This is a genomic window from [Clostridium] aerotolerans DSM 5434, assembly GCF_000687555.1.
Classification (GTDB): Bacteria; Bacillota; Clostridia; order Lachnospirales; family Lachnospiraceae; genus Lacrimispora; species Lacrimispora aerotolerans.
In genome coordinates, this window is the sequence record NZ_JHWJ01000003.1 from 210,809 (window position 1) to 225,209 (window position 14,401).

A 14,401-nucleotide genomic window follows, 5' to 3' on the forward strand; every position below is an offset into this window, starting at 1 on the left:
TCTTATTCCCCTTTTTCCAGTATGGTTTTTAATATGGTTAGAAATTCTTCATTCTCTGCTCTTTGTTTGATGCAGATACGGTAATACGTCCCATCAAGTCCTCGATAGTTTCCACAGGAACGAATAAGAACCTGTTTTGACAGCATCTGATGATATAAAAGCTTATCCTGTGCCAATGCCTCTGGCCTTTCATCTTTAAAGAAAATATAGTTTGCCATGGAATCAAATACATGAAGACCCAGGGAGGATAGCTGACCTTTCATAAAATTCCGTTCTTTGATCATCAGCTTTCTTGTATTCTCTACATACTCTGTTTCAGATAATGCCGCTTCCCCGGCTGCCTGGGCCAAAGAAGATACACTCCAGGGCTGCCGCAGACTGTGAATCTGCTCCAGAATCTTAACATTATTGCAAATCCCGTACCCAAGGCGGATTCCTGCCATGGCATAAATCTTTGTAAATGCCTTTAGAAGGAACACATGGTTCCATTCCAGGCGGCTCATGGAATCCAGGATGGAGTAGCGTTTCGGCTCCTCCAGGAATTCATTAAAGCATTCGTCCACGACACAAAATATGTGGTTTGTCTTACAAAACTCCATGAACACTTCCATACGCTCCCTTGTAATGGCAAAGCCAGTGGGATTGTTTGGATTGCATAGGAATATCATCTGAAACTGGATGTTACTTTCCTTAATCCAGGATATCAAATTTTCCACATTTAGTAAAAATCCCTCTTCTACCTTTAGATCATAATAGGATATATGGCAGGAAACCGCCCTGAGGGCCTGCTCATATTCCAGAAAAGAGGGAGCGATCAAAAGAGCCTTCTTGGGCTTTAAGGCAGCTACCACCTGAAAGATTAAGTCCGCAGCACCATTCCCACACACAATCGTATCCTCAGAAACTCCATGAAACTTAGAAAGCTTGTTTCTAAGTAAAGCTGACTGGCTGTCCGGGTAACGGTCACAATCTGCCACTGCTACGCAGATTGCCTCCGCTACGCCCTTTGGAACTCCCAAAGGATTAATATTGGCTGAATAATCTATTTTAACACTATTGGTGTAAATGTCTCCGCCGTGCTGATATTCCATGGTTTTCTCCTGTATACAATAAACATTTATAGGGTGATAAAAAAGAGTATGATAACCGGGACCAGGGCAAGAAGGTATGTAACTGTCATAAGGTCATTGGCCCTTCTGATATCTTCATGTTCCACTGGCCTTACAGAATCTCCAATGGTCGGTTTTTCATACAGCTTTCCAAAATACCAGGCGTTGCCTGCCAACTGAATCTGCAGGACCCCCGCGCATACGGATTCTGTCTGGGCGGAGTTGGGACTTTTGTGATTGAACCGGTCTCTTTTAAAAATCTCAATCCCTTTGTTTCCATTATAAGGATTGGAAGCTTTTATTCCCCTGGAAAGGAACTGGCACACATAGCCTGCTCCTATCATGAGTCCGGCCGATATCCTTGCCGGTATAAAATTGCAGATATCATCAAGCTTTGCCGCCGTCCGGCCAAACCATAAATAGCGGTCGTTTTTATAGCCAACCATGGAATCCATGGTATTAACTGCTTTATAAAGGCAGATTCCTACCCCTCCAAAGAAAATCATGGAGAGTAAGGGAGCAATCACACCGTCAGATGCATTTTCCGCTACAGTTTCGATGGCGGCTTTTGCAATTCCCTCTTCGGACAGGGATTTGGTATCTCTTCCTACAATCATGGAAACTGCCGTCCTGGCCGCTTCCACATCTCCTGTTTCAAACGCCTTTAAGACCTTCATGCTTTCAGACCGAAGAGAACGCCAGGCCATCATCTGATAGCAGATGATACTTTCTACCACGTAACCGATATAGGGAGAGAATCTGTAAGCGGTAAATAGGATGCCTCCTGAAAGTCCTCCTGTCACCAGTAGGACAAGAACCACCAGGAAACGTCCAGCCATTAGTTCTCCTTTATCCCCTTTCGGAAACCATTTTCTTAACGCCTTCTCAAGCCTTGTAATCAGATTACCAATGCCACAGACCGGGTGCCACAGCCACCTTGGATCTCCCAATAAGAAGTCCAGAAAACAGCCGGTTAGCACTGCTAATAAATGTAGTTGAATCATATTTTTCTTCCTTATTATCTCTATTTAATCCTGGTGGCGATGCCGCAAACCAGGCGGTATACTTCATCGGATGATTTTGCGATGCGGACTGAGGCTCTTCCTGTTTCTTCTCTCCATGCCCTGTCCTCCGGGTCCATTGGAACTATGCCGCAGCCAAGTTCATTGGATATGATGATCGCATCCGGATTATTTCTTTCTATAGTGGAAATAAAATCCTCCACACTGTCATCTGTTTTTAAAATCCGCTTTATGTATTCATGAAAATCGTGGATGATAGAGCTGCTTTCCGCAGATTTTAAGGAATCTGTCTTTCCTTCTGAGACGTTAACCATGATTCCCCGTTTCTCAGCCAGCTCCCTGGCAAAATCAAGTTTTCCCTGCCACGCTCCTCCAATAATCAGTATCATAGTAATTCCTTTCTTTTTCCATGCTACACCAGATGTGACACCACTGCCAGCCCCGCTGCCAGAGCCAGTTCACATATCTGCAGGAAATATCCGGCCAAATCCCCGGTAATACCTCCAAATTCCCGTTTTGCCATATTGTAATAATACCAGTACACCAAAGAGGCAATCAAAAAGACAATTACCGCAGCAAGGATACCTCCAAAATACCAGATGCCAAGCTCTCCAAGGATAAGATAAAGTATCATCACAATTCCAACCGTTCTTTTATGGGCGGCACCGGAAAACGAAGCAGCCAGTCCACTTTTTTTTGCCATGGGAAACGTTACCACGGCCAATCCGCTTAAGGCTCGTGTGAGAATAAATATCATTCCAAATGCAGGAAGCATATTTGGTCTCAGCTCTCCAAATACAGCCGCATATAGAAGCAGGTAGACGCCGCATCCTATAATGGCAAATGCCCCCGTATGGGGATCCTTTAAGATTTCCAGTTTCTTTTCCGTCTCCATATGAGAGGATCTTGCATCTATCACATCTAAAAGACCATCCATGTGAATTCCGCCTGTAATAAGAATAGGGAGGATAACAGGAAATAATTTTCCAAAATAAGAAAAACCAAACCGATTACAGACCCAATAAATGAGTAGCTGTAATACTCCTATCACCGCTCCTATTAAAGGAAAAAAGCACATGGCATATTTCATCCGTTCCCTGGTCCATTCCACCTGAGGCATGGGGATCCGGGAATACATGGAAAATGCGATTACAAAGCTTCCCATTAAATTTATCATCATTTTTATACCTGCCTCTGCCATAACCTAGCTAAAAATAAACGATTAAATTACTTTTCCATTTTTAGACATAAAATATCATACCACACTATCAGGAAATTGTCATTTCTATTCCAGATGCCTGTGGTAATTTTACTTTAGATTGCAGAAAAGGATTATGAGTCTGTACAGCTGTCAAATTTGAGAAAATCATCCTTCATTGAATCATGAGCTTCTTACTCCACAGGGCAATTTATTTTATAACACCATTTTAGTAACAATAAAAGACAAAGCAGTATCTGCTGTTACAGATACTGGCCTTGTCTTTTATTTATTCTGTGAATCAATTATGGTATCAAATGTTCCAAATCCGGAAGTACCATGAGACTTCTCTTTAAAATCCCTTTCATAAATGCAATGGCTGTTCCATAATTGGTAAATGCCACACCGGCATCTGCCGCGCATTTTCTGCGGTACTCCATCTCTCTTTCATTCAGCATGCAGCCTCCGCAGTGGATAATCAGGCGGTAGGAAGATATATCATCGGGGAATTCTCTGCCGGATGTGGTTTCTATTACAAGTTCTTTTCCCGTAGACTCCTTCAGCCAGCGTGGCAGCTTTACCGTGCCGATGTCATCGCACTGCCGGTGATGGGTACAGCCCTCAGAGATAAGGACTTTATCCCCATCCTTTAACTCCGGAATCACGGAAACACCTTTCACCGCATCAGTCAGAAAGCCCTTGTATCTGGCCATGAGAATGGAAAAAGAGGTAAGTAAAATATCTTCTGGCGTATCCTTATTTACCTGTTCAAACGCCTGACTGTCGGTAATCACAAGAGCAGGCTTTGTCCCTAACCGAAGAAGAGTATCCTTAAGTTCCGTGTCACGGACGGATATAGCAACGGCTCCTGCTTCCAGAATATCCCTTATGGTCTGCTGTTGGGGCAGTATGAGACGTCCTTTGGGAGCTGCAGTGTCAATGGGGATTACAAGAACAACCAGATCCAGAGGCTTTAATAAATCTCCGACAATCTTCATCTTGGCATCCCCGGTATTTACAAGGGTTCCGATTCGTTCCTTTAATTCATGGATAAACAAGCCTTCGGTTGCGCTGACAGCCAAACCGTCTGAATACTCATGACTATCTGTCTGGTCACATTTATTATAAGCGACTACATAAGGTATTTTTTTCTCTTGAAACAGGCCGATGAGCTCTTCATCCATCTCAGTCTTACCAAGGGTGCCGTCAACCACTAAAACAGCACAGTCTGCCCGGTTAAGTATCTGCTTTGTCTTTCTGACTCTCATTTCCCCTAAGGCTCCCTCATCATCAAAACCAGGGGTATCAATAATGACTACCGGACCCATGGGAAGAAGCTCCATGGACTTGTAAACAGGATCGGTGGTGGTGCCTTTTACATCAGATACTACGGACAGTTCCTGTCCTGTTACTGCATTGACTACGCTGGATTTACCTGCATTGCGGCGGCCAAAAAAGCCGATGTGTACCCGTTCAGATGACGGTGTCTCGTTAAGTCCCATGCTTTCACCTCATTATTCGTATGTGCTACTACTAGAAACGGAAATCCCTGATGCCTTCTTCTATCTTCTTTAAATGATCTTCACAAATCAGCCGTACCTTTTCTTTGGGAATACGGTCTAATTCAGCTTCAATCAGCGCCTGTCCCACTTGATGGGTCTCTTCTGAGGCGTAATCCATTAAGTATTCCTTTAAGGTCATAAGCGCATTGGGCTGGCAGCAGTTATGAATCTGGCCGCTCTTTAACAGCTTCATAAAACGGTCTCCGGTCCTTCCCTCCCGGTAACAGGCGGTACAGAAGGAAGGAATGTATCCCATATCCATGAGCCAGCGTACCACCTCATCAAGGGAACGCTGATCCGATACATCAAACTGCTCAGTATCTGTAGGGCGTTCCTCTTCCTGATATCCGCCTACACTTGTTCTGGAACCACCGCTCACCTGAGACACTCCAAGACGAAGCACTTTTTCTCTTACCGCCTGACTCTCTCTGGTAGAAATGATCATTCCTGTATAAGGCACAGAAACCCGGATCAGAGCACATAATTTGGCAAATATCTCATCATCAATTCCATTGGCAAATGCTGAGGGGTCAATATCATCCGCAGCCTTAATACGGGGAACGCTGATGGTATGAGGACCTACCCCTTTTGCAGCCTCTAAATGCTCCGCATGCATCAAAAGACCTGCAAATTCATATTTATAACGTTCCAGACCAAAAAGCACGCCTAAGCCTACATCATCAATCCCCCCATCCATGGCACGGTCCATGGCCTCGGTATGGTAGGCATAATCATGCTTTGGACCTGTTGGGTGAAGTTCTTCGTAGCTCTCTTTATGATAGGTTTCCTGAAAAAGAATGTAGGTTCCGATTCCTGCATCCTTTAGCTTACGGTAATTCTCCACAGTGGTTGCAGCTATGTTAACATTAACCCTTCGTATCTCGCCGTTCTTATGCTTGATGGAATAAATGGTATCAATACATTCCAGGATATACTCAATGGGGTTGTTGACCGGGTCCTCACCAGCCTCTATGGCAAGACGCTTGTGCCCCATATCCTGAAGCGCAATCACTTCTTTCCTTACCTCTTCCTGAGTCAGTTTCTTTCTTGCTATGTGCTTGTTCTTTAAATGGTAAGGACAATAAGTACAGCCGTTCACACAGTAATTGGACAGATACAAAGGAGCGAACATAACGATACGGTTTCCGTAAAAGTCTTTTTTAATCTGTTCCGCCAGATCGTAAAGCTCTTTTATCTTCTCCGGGATATCACAGGCCAGGAGCACAGAAGCCTCCCGGTGTGTCAGTCCCTTTAAGCTGCGCGCCTTTTCAATAATCTGGTCGATCAGTTCAATATTGTCTTTGTTTCTTTCCGCATAATCAAGTGTTTCAAGAATTTCTTCGTGTGAAATAAATTCTTCCGCCTTCAGCGATTTAGGATCATACATAAATGTTACTTCCTTTCTTTAGGGTCAGCTTTTTGCTTCTCCGTCAGTGGTATATTACTTCATAAGACCTTGGTCTTTTGAAATTATTTCCGGCTTTTTATCAGCCGCTTACTCCCTGGTAAGCTGTCTTGGAGCTGATTCCTTTCAGCTTCCCGATCTTTCCCGTCAATGCAGAAATGGCGGTCTGCGGCCCGTCAACCGCTATGCTTATGATGCAAACTCCTTTTTGAGGATATGGGATTCCCATACGCCCGATGATGATATTGCGGTAATCATGAAGGATGTCATTCAACAGCTCTACAGACTCCTCTTCCTCCACCACGATTCCGATAACAGCAATTCTAGTTTCCATGTCTGTTCCTCCATCTTTATCACACCTGATACGGTTCTTTTAAAATGCAAAAAACCGCACCAAAAAGGTGCGGCAAACATAACATTCCCCAAATGCCGAACCTTCTACCTCAAACAACGTTTTTGGTGTCAGGATACTGCTATGTTAAGATAATAACATATTTGAGGATTTTTTTCAATTAGTTCCTTTTACGATTATGGGAATTCCGGCTATCACTTCTATCACGCGATCCGAAATACGGGCAATCTCCTGATTGATTCTTGCCAGGGCCTCCCGGTATTCATTGGTCTCAATGCTATAGCTGTCTCCATCGGAAAAAACTTCATTGGTCACTATGGTAAGGTTACCTGTCTGGTGTTGAATTCGGCTGATTCCTTCTAATATTTCCGACACCGCCTCATGGGGCGTCAGTAAAACCTCCCCCTTTTCCATAAGGCCAAAAAGTTCGTTGGATACCAGATTTGACATACATTCCAAAAGGACCTCCAAAACCGCCTCCTGTTGTGAGAAATGGACTTCTTTTAGATTCCGGTAACATTCCACCGTCTCAAATCCTTTTTCTGCTCTCATGAGACGGTGCCTCTGAATTCGTTTTTCACATTCCTCATCCCAGGGCTTCATGGTAGCGATATAGATGCGCCTTCCCTTGGACCGGCTGGTAATCATGTTTTCTGCATATTCTGATTTTCCGCTTCCGCTTCCTCCGATGATCAGGGTTATCATCATTTACCTCCCAAAGGCTTATACTCTTCAATCTTAATATCTTCAAAAGAACTCATCTTCTCATAAATATCAGCTGCCATGGTAAGAAGGGGAATGGCAGCCACAGCTCCGCTTCCTTCTCCAAGGCAAAGACCTGCCTGAATGAGGGGAGTCAGCTTCAGCTCATCAAGGAGCAGCTTTCCTGCTGGTTCCGCTGAAACGTGGGACGCCAGCATAAAATCACGGCAGCCAGGATGAATCTTCTCCGCAGCCAGAGCGGCGGCTCCTGAAATAAATCCATCCAAAAGAATGGGGATCCGGTAAATGGCCCCTCCCAGAAAAACTCCTGTAAGACCAGCCAGATCAAACCCTCCTACCTTGGAAAGGACATCGATTCCATCCTTGCAGTCAGGTCCATAGGTTTTTATGGCTTCCTCAATGACTCTCCGCTTCCGGTCCAGTCCCTCATCGCTTAGTCCTGCACCTCTGCCTGTCAAAAGGCCAGGCTCCATGCCTAAAAGCATGGAGGTCACCGCACTGCTGGTGGTAGTGTTTCCGATTCCCATTTCTCCCGTGGCAATCAGACGGTAGCCTTTCTCTGCCAGAACTTTCACAAGCTCGATACCGGTTTCAATTGCTTTTATAGTCTCCTGCCTTGTCATTGCAGGCTCCTTGGAGAAGTTTTTCGTTCCATAAGCCAGCTTTTTACGTATCAGTGGGTAACGGTCCCCGGATTCCAAATCTCTGGAAACACCAATATCTACTGGAAATACGTCCACTCCTGCCCGCTCCGCCATAATACAGACGCTGCTGTTTCCATGGGTCATGTTTTCAGTTACAACCGCAGTTACTTCCTGCCCAGTCTGTGTAACCCCTTCTTCCACAATTCCATTATCCCCACACATAATGATGAGTGCTTTTTTATCCATATGGACTCTGGGATTTTGGCTGATTCCGGCTATTTTAATGATGTCCTCTTCCAGGGCCCCAAGGCTGTAGAGCGGCTTTGCTACCCGGCTCCAACGAATTTTGGACATCTCCATGGCCTCTTCATCCAGTGGAGCGATTTTAAGTAGATATTCCTTTAATTCCTCTGTCATATCATCAGCCCTTTCCTGTCACAGGCATTTCACAGCTTTCTTGTGACTTATAGTTTCTACATGCTTCCAAAAAGCGATGGGGCAAGGATGGGTTAGAGGGATAATAAAAATGAGGAAAGCCTGCCATCAGATGATTCTTCCCATGAACACAGTCCCAGCTTCTGTTTTGTCCCGGCTTTACCGCTTCCATATGGTCGCCATTATTTTCACTGTCCCAATAGTGGAATTCGTGGCCTCTTATGGATTCTCCTTTTTTCAGAAATGAAAGGTCCTCCTTGGGATGGACCTCAATATAACCGAATCGTCCCAGCCGTTTGGTGGGAAATACTCTCCCTTTAATTACCCCAGCCATAGGATACGTGCCTTCACCCGTGGCAAGCTCTTCATGAAGATACATAAAACCACCGCATTCAGCCAGTATGGGCAGGGAGGAATGAAACACACGGTTCACTTCCAAAAGCATGGATGTGTTCTCAGACAATTCTTTTGCATATAGCTCAGGATACCCGCCTCCAAGGAGAATCCCTGATATTCCTTCCGGCAGCTTATGATCCTTACACGGACTAAATGGAATCAGCCTTGCTCCCATGGATTTTAGAAGTTCCAGATTTTCCTGGTAATAAAAGCAAAAAGCATCATCCATTGCAATTCCAATGGACACCTGCTCTAGTTCCTCACCTGTATGTACATTCTCTTCAACAAAAGAAGCGGAAGAAGAAAGAGGATTTGCACTCTCTGTAAGCTCTAACAGCCCTTGAATATCAATGGTAGCTTCCATAGTCTCAGCCAATTGTTTCAGCTTATCTTTCAGCCCCCCGATCTCACCCGGCAGGACCAGGCCAAGATGACGGCTGTCAAGTTTCCCTTCCTCGCATTCCGGCAGATATCCATAAACCTTCACTCCCAGTGCCTCTATCTCCGGTTTCAGTCGTTCTGCCATGACCTTAGAGGTACGATTTAGGATAACTCCGGCAATATGGCTGTCAGTCTTATATTCCAGGAACCCCTTTATCACTGCTGCCAGAGAAAGACTGGCGCCCTTGCAATCTATAATCAGAACTACAGGGGCATCTATGGCACAGGCCACTTCGTAGGAGCTTGCCTGGGTGGTATTGCCTCCCACTCCATCGTAATACCCCATGACCCCTTCTATCACAGACACATCCGCACCTAAAGCCCGTGTCATGAACTGGTCCCTTACTCTTTCTTTTTCCAGAAAATAAGTATCTAAATTTCCCCCTTCAATGCCCAGCACATGCTTATGGAACATGGGGTCAATGAAGTCGGGACCGCATTTAAAGGACCGGCAGGAAATGTTTCGTAATTGAAAGGCAGTTAACAGCCCACAGGTAATCATGGTCTTTCCGCTGCCGCTTTTAGGGGCTCCAAGAAGGAGTCTATGAAAAGAATCACTCAACCGGAACACCTCCTTCTCCTCCAAAGGAAATGACATACACCGGGTTTTGACCCATCATCATATGATAGCTGCCTGCCGTTTTTCCTTTGGAAACCTGTACCTGTACAATTTCCGCTTCTACAGAATGTGCTTTTAGCCAGGCAAGTACATCTGCTACGGATTCCAGAGCAAGCACATTTATGACGATCCTTGCCTTTGGATTTTTCTTAAGGACGGTATCTAAAACCTCTCCCATGGCCCCAGAGGTGCCACCAATAAATACATGGGTAGGTGCCTCTAAATCAGAAAGAGCATGAGGTGCAATACCTTCGATTACAGTCACGTTTTCCGCAGTAAATTTTTCCTTATTTGCCTGAATCAGTTCAATGGCTTCCGGCTTTTTTTCTATGGCGTAGATCCGTCCTGAGGAAAGGGCGAAAGCCGCTTCTATGGAAACGGAGCCAGTGCCTGCACCTACATCATATAAAATGGAATCCTGGCTTAGCTCCAGTTTAGAAAGAGAAACAGCCCTGACCTCACTTTTGGTCATGGGCACAGCTCCTCTGATAAAGACTTCATCTCTCATATCCTACCTCTCAATCCATATTGCTGACAGCACATCAAAAGAACCATCTTTCAAGGTTTCCGGCGTACCGGTGGTAATTCGCTCATCTGGGTAGGAAAGCCGCTCTCCAACAGAGAGAGAGACATGTCCAAACCCTTCTTCTATGAGCCGTCGGCACACTTGGTTCACGGTATTGGTTCCGTCTAACAGTGCAAATACCTTATGGAATTTTAAAAGCTCCCGTGCCACATCTCCATCTCTTCCATGAAGGCTTATGAGTCTGGCATCCTCCCAGCCAGTCTTCAGCCTGGCACATAGGTAAGATACCGAAGAAATACCGGGAAGAACCTCTATTTCATACTGGTTTTCCTTTGTTTCAGCCAGAAACGCTTCTATCATCTTTTTTGCACCGCTGTAAAATCCGGTATCTCCAGAATAAAGAATGGCTATCTTCTTGTATTCTTTATGCTCATTCAGCCAGGGAAGAATGTCACGGCTTAAATACCAGGGAATCTGCTTTACACCTGGAATCAATTCCCCAATGCTTTTAAGCATTCTATCTGCTCCAAATACCACCTGACTGTCTTTTAATGCTTTGACAGCCTGTCCGGTCATCTGTTCCGGGCCGCCCATGCCAATTCCAATGAGGGATACGCTTCTTATTACAAATGATTCAGAAGGCAATTCTTTATCTGCCGAGTCCTTTTCTTCTGCTTCATACGCAGAAAGGAACTCTTTTGCTTCTGTTAAGGTCATACCCGATTCAACCGCGGGGCGGCCAACCACTACAGCTTTTATCTGACAGGCTTCTGCTGCATTTATTTTTTCCTGGAAACCTCCGGCTGCTCCTGCCTCTTTGGTCACCAGATAGCGAATATCATACTGCCGGATCATGGCTTCGTTCAGTTCCTGGGAAAACGGGCCCTGCATCCCGATTAAGCGCTTTCCTTTTATGCCGATTTCCTCACAGGCAGAAATAACACCCACCGTAGGAAGGACCCTGGCGTAGACACGCTCCTCAAAGGAGTCTAAACGAGTAAAGCGGATAAGCTCCTTGCTTCCTGTGGTAACAAGGATATTTCCAGGCTCATTTTCCAGATACTTAACTGCCTCTTCTACAGAATCGACCCAGACAACATGATCCCCTGCTCCTAAATCCTCTACGCTGGTCAAGGATTCCCGTATCACACGAATTCTTCTTGTCCCTGTTTTTTCACAGGAGGAGGCAATGTTTTTACTCACCACTGCTGCATAGGGGTGGGTGGCATCGAACACAAGAGTAATCTTGTTGCGTCTGATAAACTGCTCCATCTCTTCCTCATCCATTGGCGTTTCATGAATAAAAAGATAGGGACTTTCCGGAAGGACCATTTTGCCGTAACCAGTGGCAACGCTGACCCATACCTCCTTTTTTTGCTGGTGGCAGTATTCAGAAAGAAGACGTCCTTCCGTTGTTCCTCCGAAAATCAGAATCCTACACATTGCGGTATCCTCTCGGCGTTACCATGTTTCCATCTATTTCTTTTGTCATGGAATTTCCTATGTATACGGTAGTAAACATATCTACCTGAGTATCCCTTAATTCTTCCAGACTTAAGACGCTCTTCTCTTCCTCGCTTCTTCCTACATTTCTTGCGATTCCGCAGACAGTCTTAGGATTTTTGTACTCCATCACAATTTCACAGGCCTTCTTTAAATAATCTGACCTCTTTTTACTGGAAGGATTGTACAGGCAGATTACCATATCCGCTTTTGCCGACATTCTTAACCTGTCTTCAATCAGTTCCATAGGGGTAAGAAGATCACTTAAGCTGATGACTGCAAAGTCATGACCAAGTGGAGCTCCAAGGAGGGCACCCCCACTTAACGCGGCAGTTACACCCGGAACCATCTCAACATCAACGCTTCCATCCGAAAGCTCCAGAATCAATCCGCTCATTCCATATACGCCGGAATCTCCGCTGCATACCATGGCTACTGTCTTTCCTTTTTTTGCTTCATCAAGAGCCATCTGGCACCGCTCCTTCTCCTGACGCATTGGAGTCGTAAGAGTTTCCTTATCCGGGAAATGATCCCGAATGAGATCTATGTATACAGTATACCCAACAATGAGTTCACATTCCTTTAATATATTGATCGCCCTGACTGTCATGTCCTCATAGGAACCTGGGCCGATTCCCACGACATAAAGCTTACCTGTTTTTTTCATATCTCTACCTTCCAATCCCGGACCGCCAATGCCACTGTTACACCATGGTGGGGCTGTTTCTGAATCAGAAGCTTTCCACCACCCATTTCCTCCACGCAGGTTATGGCGGCCCGTTCGCATACATTATCAACACCAGTTACCTGTTTTACAAAAGACGAGGAAGAAAACTCTCCCTTAGCCTTTGATAGAACTTCCGCCGGGTACGTAACAAACGGAATTCCATAAAAGGCTGCCAATTGGCAGATTCCTGGTTCTTCTTTCTTTATATCAATGCTGGCACATACAGCCAGACTTTCTTTCTTTATATTCCAATCAAAAAGCACCTGATCCACAGCAGATTTTATGGTATCGAAAGAAACTCCTTTTCTGCAACCGATTCCAAGTACTGCGATCTTAGGAACCAGAAGCAGAGAATCTTTCCATTCTTCCTCAAGGTGATCCTTTATACTGATACAAACAGACGGAGATAAAGGACCGTCTTTGCAAAGTCCTTTTGGAAGCTCTCCTTCTATAGGGAAATCACTGAAAAATCCAACATTATCTCCATTTAGCAGAGAAGATGATATATCCTTAATCCCAGACAAAGGGGAGATAAAAAGTCCATGTTCTTTTGCAAACAGATCAACCGCAAATCTGCCATGATTGTCCGTTGCTGTCGTAATCACTGCCTGTCCTCCTGAAATATTGGCTGCCCGGGTTGCCAGTTCGTTGGCGCCTCCTAAGTGACCGGATAGCAGCGAGATGGAGAAGCGGCCTAAGTCGTCTAACACCACCACAGCGGGGTCTTTCTCTTTCCCTTTTAAATATGGAGCGATGGCACGGACTGCAATTCCTGTTGCCCCGATAAAGACAATTCCCTCTTTCCGCTCAAACTGATCCCCTGTCCAAGCCTTTAAAGGCGCGTTCACCTGCAAAAGTCCGCTGCCCTCTGGTCCGAATCCTTCGCAGACATCTCCGGACCTTGACAGTCCCTCCATAAGCCTTACACACAATCCGGCTCCAGCCCTGGTAAAGCAGATAAGGGATATTTTCATGAATCTTCACCGGTTCCTTTCCGGTACTCTGTAGTGAATACAGGATCGTAAAGCTTAGACCGTTCATAGCCTGTCTGAGCCACCGCATCTCCTACTACAATGAGAGCAGTTTTTTTAATGCCCCACCTTCTGGCATTCTCTTCCAGAGTTGCGACCGTACAAACTACAGTCTTTTCATCCTCCCAAGTAGCTTTATAAACGATGGCAGCCGGTGTTTCAGGAGCATATCCCCCTTTGATCAGCTCTTCGGATAAAGCCGTAAGCATTCCTGTGCTTAAAAATATGACCATGGTGGCACCATGAGAAGCAAAGGAAGCGATGGATTCCCTTTCTGGCACAGGTGTCCTGCCTGCCATACGGGTAATCACTACGCTTTGGCTTATTTGAGGAAGAGTATATTCCATCTGAAGAGCGGATGCCGCACCGCAAAAAGAACTGACACCAGGACAGATCTCATAAGAAATCCCTCTGGCATCAAGCTCGTCCATCTGTTCCCTGATGGCACCGTAAAGACATGGGTCTCCCGTATGAAGCCTTACCATCATCTTTCCTTCGGCTTCTCCCTTTTCTAACACAGAGATCACCTCTTCCAGAGTCATCTTGGCGCTGTCATAGACCTGGCACGTTTCTTTTCTGTAATCTAAAAGAAGGGGGTTTACGAGAGAACCTGCATAAATAATTATATCCGCTTTGGAAAGGAGTTCTTTCCCTCTTACTGTAATAAGATCCGGTGCTCCCGGACCTGCTCCAACAATATGTACCATA

The 14,401-nt window shown here is 45.3% G+C and carries 15 protein-coding genes; all 15 read right to left on the minus strand.

Going from position 1 to position 14,401, the window contains the following annotated elements; genetic code table 11:
• Window positions 1–2: 2 nt before the first annotated feature.
• The gene (locus T546_RS0105985) at window positions 3–1,091 is read right to left on the minus strand and encodes a pyridoxal phosphate-dependent aminotransferase (protein ID WP_026890837.1); all 1,089 of its coding nucleotides are present in this window, start codon (window positions 1,089–1,091) and stop codon (window positions 3–5) included.
• A 26-nt stretch (window positions 1,092–1,117) separates the two neighbouring features.
• A complete protein-coding gene (gene cbiB, locus T546_RS0105990) occupies window positions 1,118–2,113 on the minus strand; it encodes an adenosylcobinamide-phosphate synthase CbiB (protein WP_026890838.1) in 996 nt (331 codons plus the stop codon).
• A 20-nt stretch (window positions 2,114–2,133) separates the two neighbouring features.
• Window positions 2,134–2,520 carry a bifunctional adenosylcobinamide kinase/adenosylcobinamide-phosphate guanylyltransferase gene (locus T546_RS0105995; RefSeq protein ID WP_026890839.1) on the minus strand — a complete coding sequence of 129 codons (387 nt, stop codon included), beginning with the start codon at window positions 2,518–2,520 and terminating at the stop codon, window positions 2,134–2,136.
• Window positions 2,521–2,543: 23 nt separating this feature from the next.
• Complete coding sequence (locus tag T546_RS0106000) at window positions 2,544–3,308, minus strand: adenosylcobinamide-GDP ribazoletransferase (RefSeq protein WP_408643057.1); 765 nt, start codon at window positions 3,306–3,308, stop codon at window positions 2,544–2,546.
• Window positions 3,309–3,634: 326 nt separating this feature from the next.
• Window positions 3,635–4,831 (minus strand): [FeFe] hydrogenase H-cluster maturation GTPase HydF, encoded by a 1,197-nt coding sequence (gene hydF, locus T546_RS0106005; protein WP_026890841.1) that lies wholly within the window; start codon window positions 4,829–4,831, stop codon window positions 3,635–3,637.
• A gap of 31 nt (window positions 4,832–4,862) precedes the next feature.
• Window positions 4,863–6,278, minus strand: coding sequence for a [FeFe] hydrogenase H-cluster radical SAM maturase HydG (gene hydG / locus T546_RS0106010; protein WP_026890842.1), 1,416 nt, complete (start codon window positions 6,276–6,278; stop codon window positions 4,863–4,865).
• 100 nt (window positions 6,279–6,378) lie between these two features.
• On the minus strand, window positions 6,379–6,630 hold the full coding sequence (locus T546_RS0106015) for a TM1266 family iron-only hydrogenase system putative regulator (protein WP_024836253.1): 252 nt from the start codon (window positions 6,628–6,630) through the stop codon (window positions 6,379–6,381).
• Window positions 6,631–6,804: 174 nt separating this feature from the next.
• Window positions 6,805–7,353 carry a bifunctional adenosylcobinamide kinase/adenosylcobinamide-phosphate guanylyltransferase gene (locus T546_RS0106020; protein ID WP_026890843.1) on the minus strand — a complete coding sequence of 183 codons (549 nt, stop codon included), beginning with the start codon at window positions 7,351–7,353 and terminating at the stop codon, window positions 6,805–6,807.
• On the minus strand, window positions 7,353–8,432 hold the full coding sequence (gene cobT, locus T546_RS0106025) for a nicotinate-nucleotide--dimethylbenzimidazole phosphoribosyltransferase (RefSeq protein WP_026890844.1): 1,080 nt from the start codon (window positions 8,430–8,432) through the stop codon (window positions 7,353–7,355). The genes T546_RS0106020 and cobT overlap by 1 nt, the downstream gene beginning before the upstream one ends.
• A 4-nt stretch (window positions 8,433–8,436) precedes the next feature.
• Complete coding sequence (locus tag T546_RS0106030; RefSeq protein ID WP_026890845.1) at window positions 8,437–9,849, minus strand: cobyrinate a,c-diamide synthase; 1,413 nt, start codon at window positions 9,847–9,849, stop codon at window positions 8,437–8,439.
• Complete coding sequence (gene cbiT / locus T546_RS25690; protein WP_026890846.1) at window positions 9,842–10,414, minus strand: precorrin-6Y C5,15-methyltransferase (decarboxylating) subunit CbiT; 573 nt, start codon at window positions 10,412–10,414, stop codon at window positions 9,842–9,844. Before cbiT ends, T546_RS0106030 begins: the two co-directional genes overlap by 8 nt.
• 3 nt (window positions 10,415–10,417) lie before the next feature.
• The gene (gene cobK / locus T546_RS22905; RefSeq protein ID WP_034598039.1) at window positions 10,418–11,875 is read right to left on the minus strand and encodes a precorrin-6A reductase; all 1,458 of its coding nucleotides are present in this window, start codon (window positions 11,873–11,875) and stop codon (window positions 10,418–10,420) included.
• The gene (cobJ, locus tag T546_RS0106045) at window positions 11,868–12,602 is read right to left on the minus strand and encodes a precorrin-3B C(17)-methyltransferase (protein ID WP_026890847.1); all 735 of its coding nucleotides are present in this window, start codon (window positions 12,600–12,602) and stop codon (window positions 11,868–11,870) included. The genes cobK and cobJ overlap by 8 nt, the downstream gene beginning before the upstream one ends.
• Window positions 12,599–13,636 (minus strand): cobalt-precorrin 5A hydrolase, encoded by a 1,038-nt coding sequence (locus T546_RS0106050; protein WP_026890848.1) that lies wholly within the window; start codon window positions 13,634–13,636, stop codon window positions 12,599–12,601. The genes cobJ and T546_RS0106050 overlap by 4 nt, the downstream gene beginning before the upstream one ends.
• On the minus strand, window positions 13,633–14,400 hold the full coding sequence (cobM, locus tag T546_RS0106055) for a precorrin-4 C(11)-methyltransferase (RefSeq protein ID WP_026890849.1): 768 nt from the start codon (window positions 14,398–14,400) through the stop codon (window positions 13,633–13,635). Before cobM ends, T546_RS0106050 begins: the two co-directional genes overlap by 4 nt.
• Between the last annotated feature and the right edge of the window lies 1 nt (window position 14,401).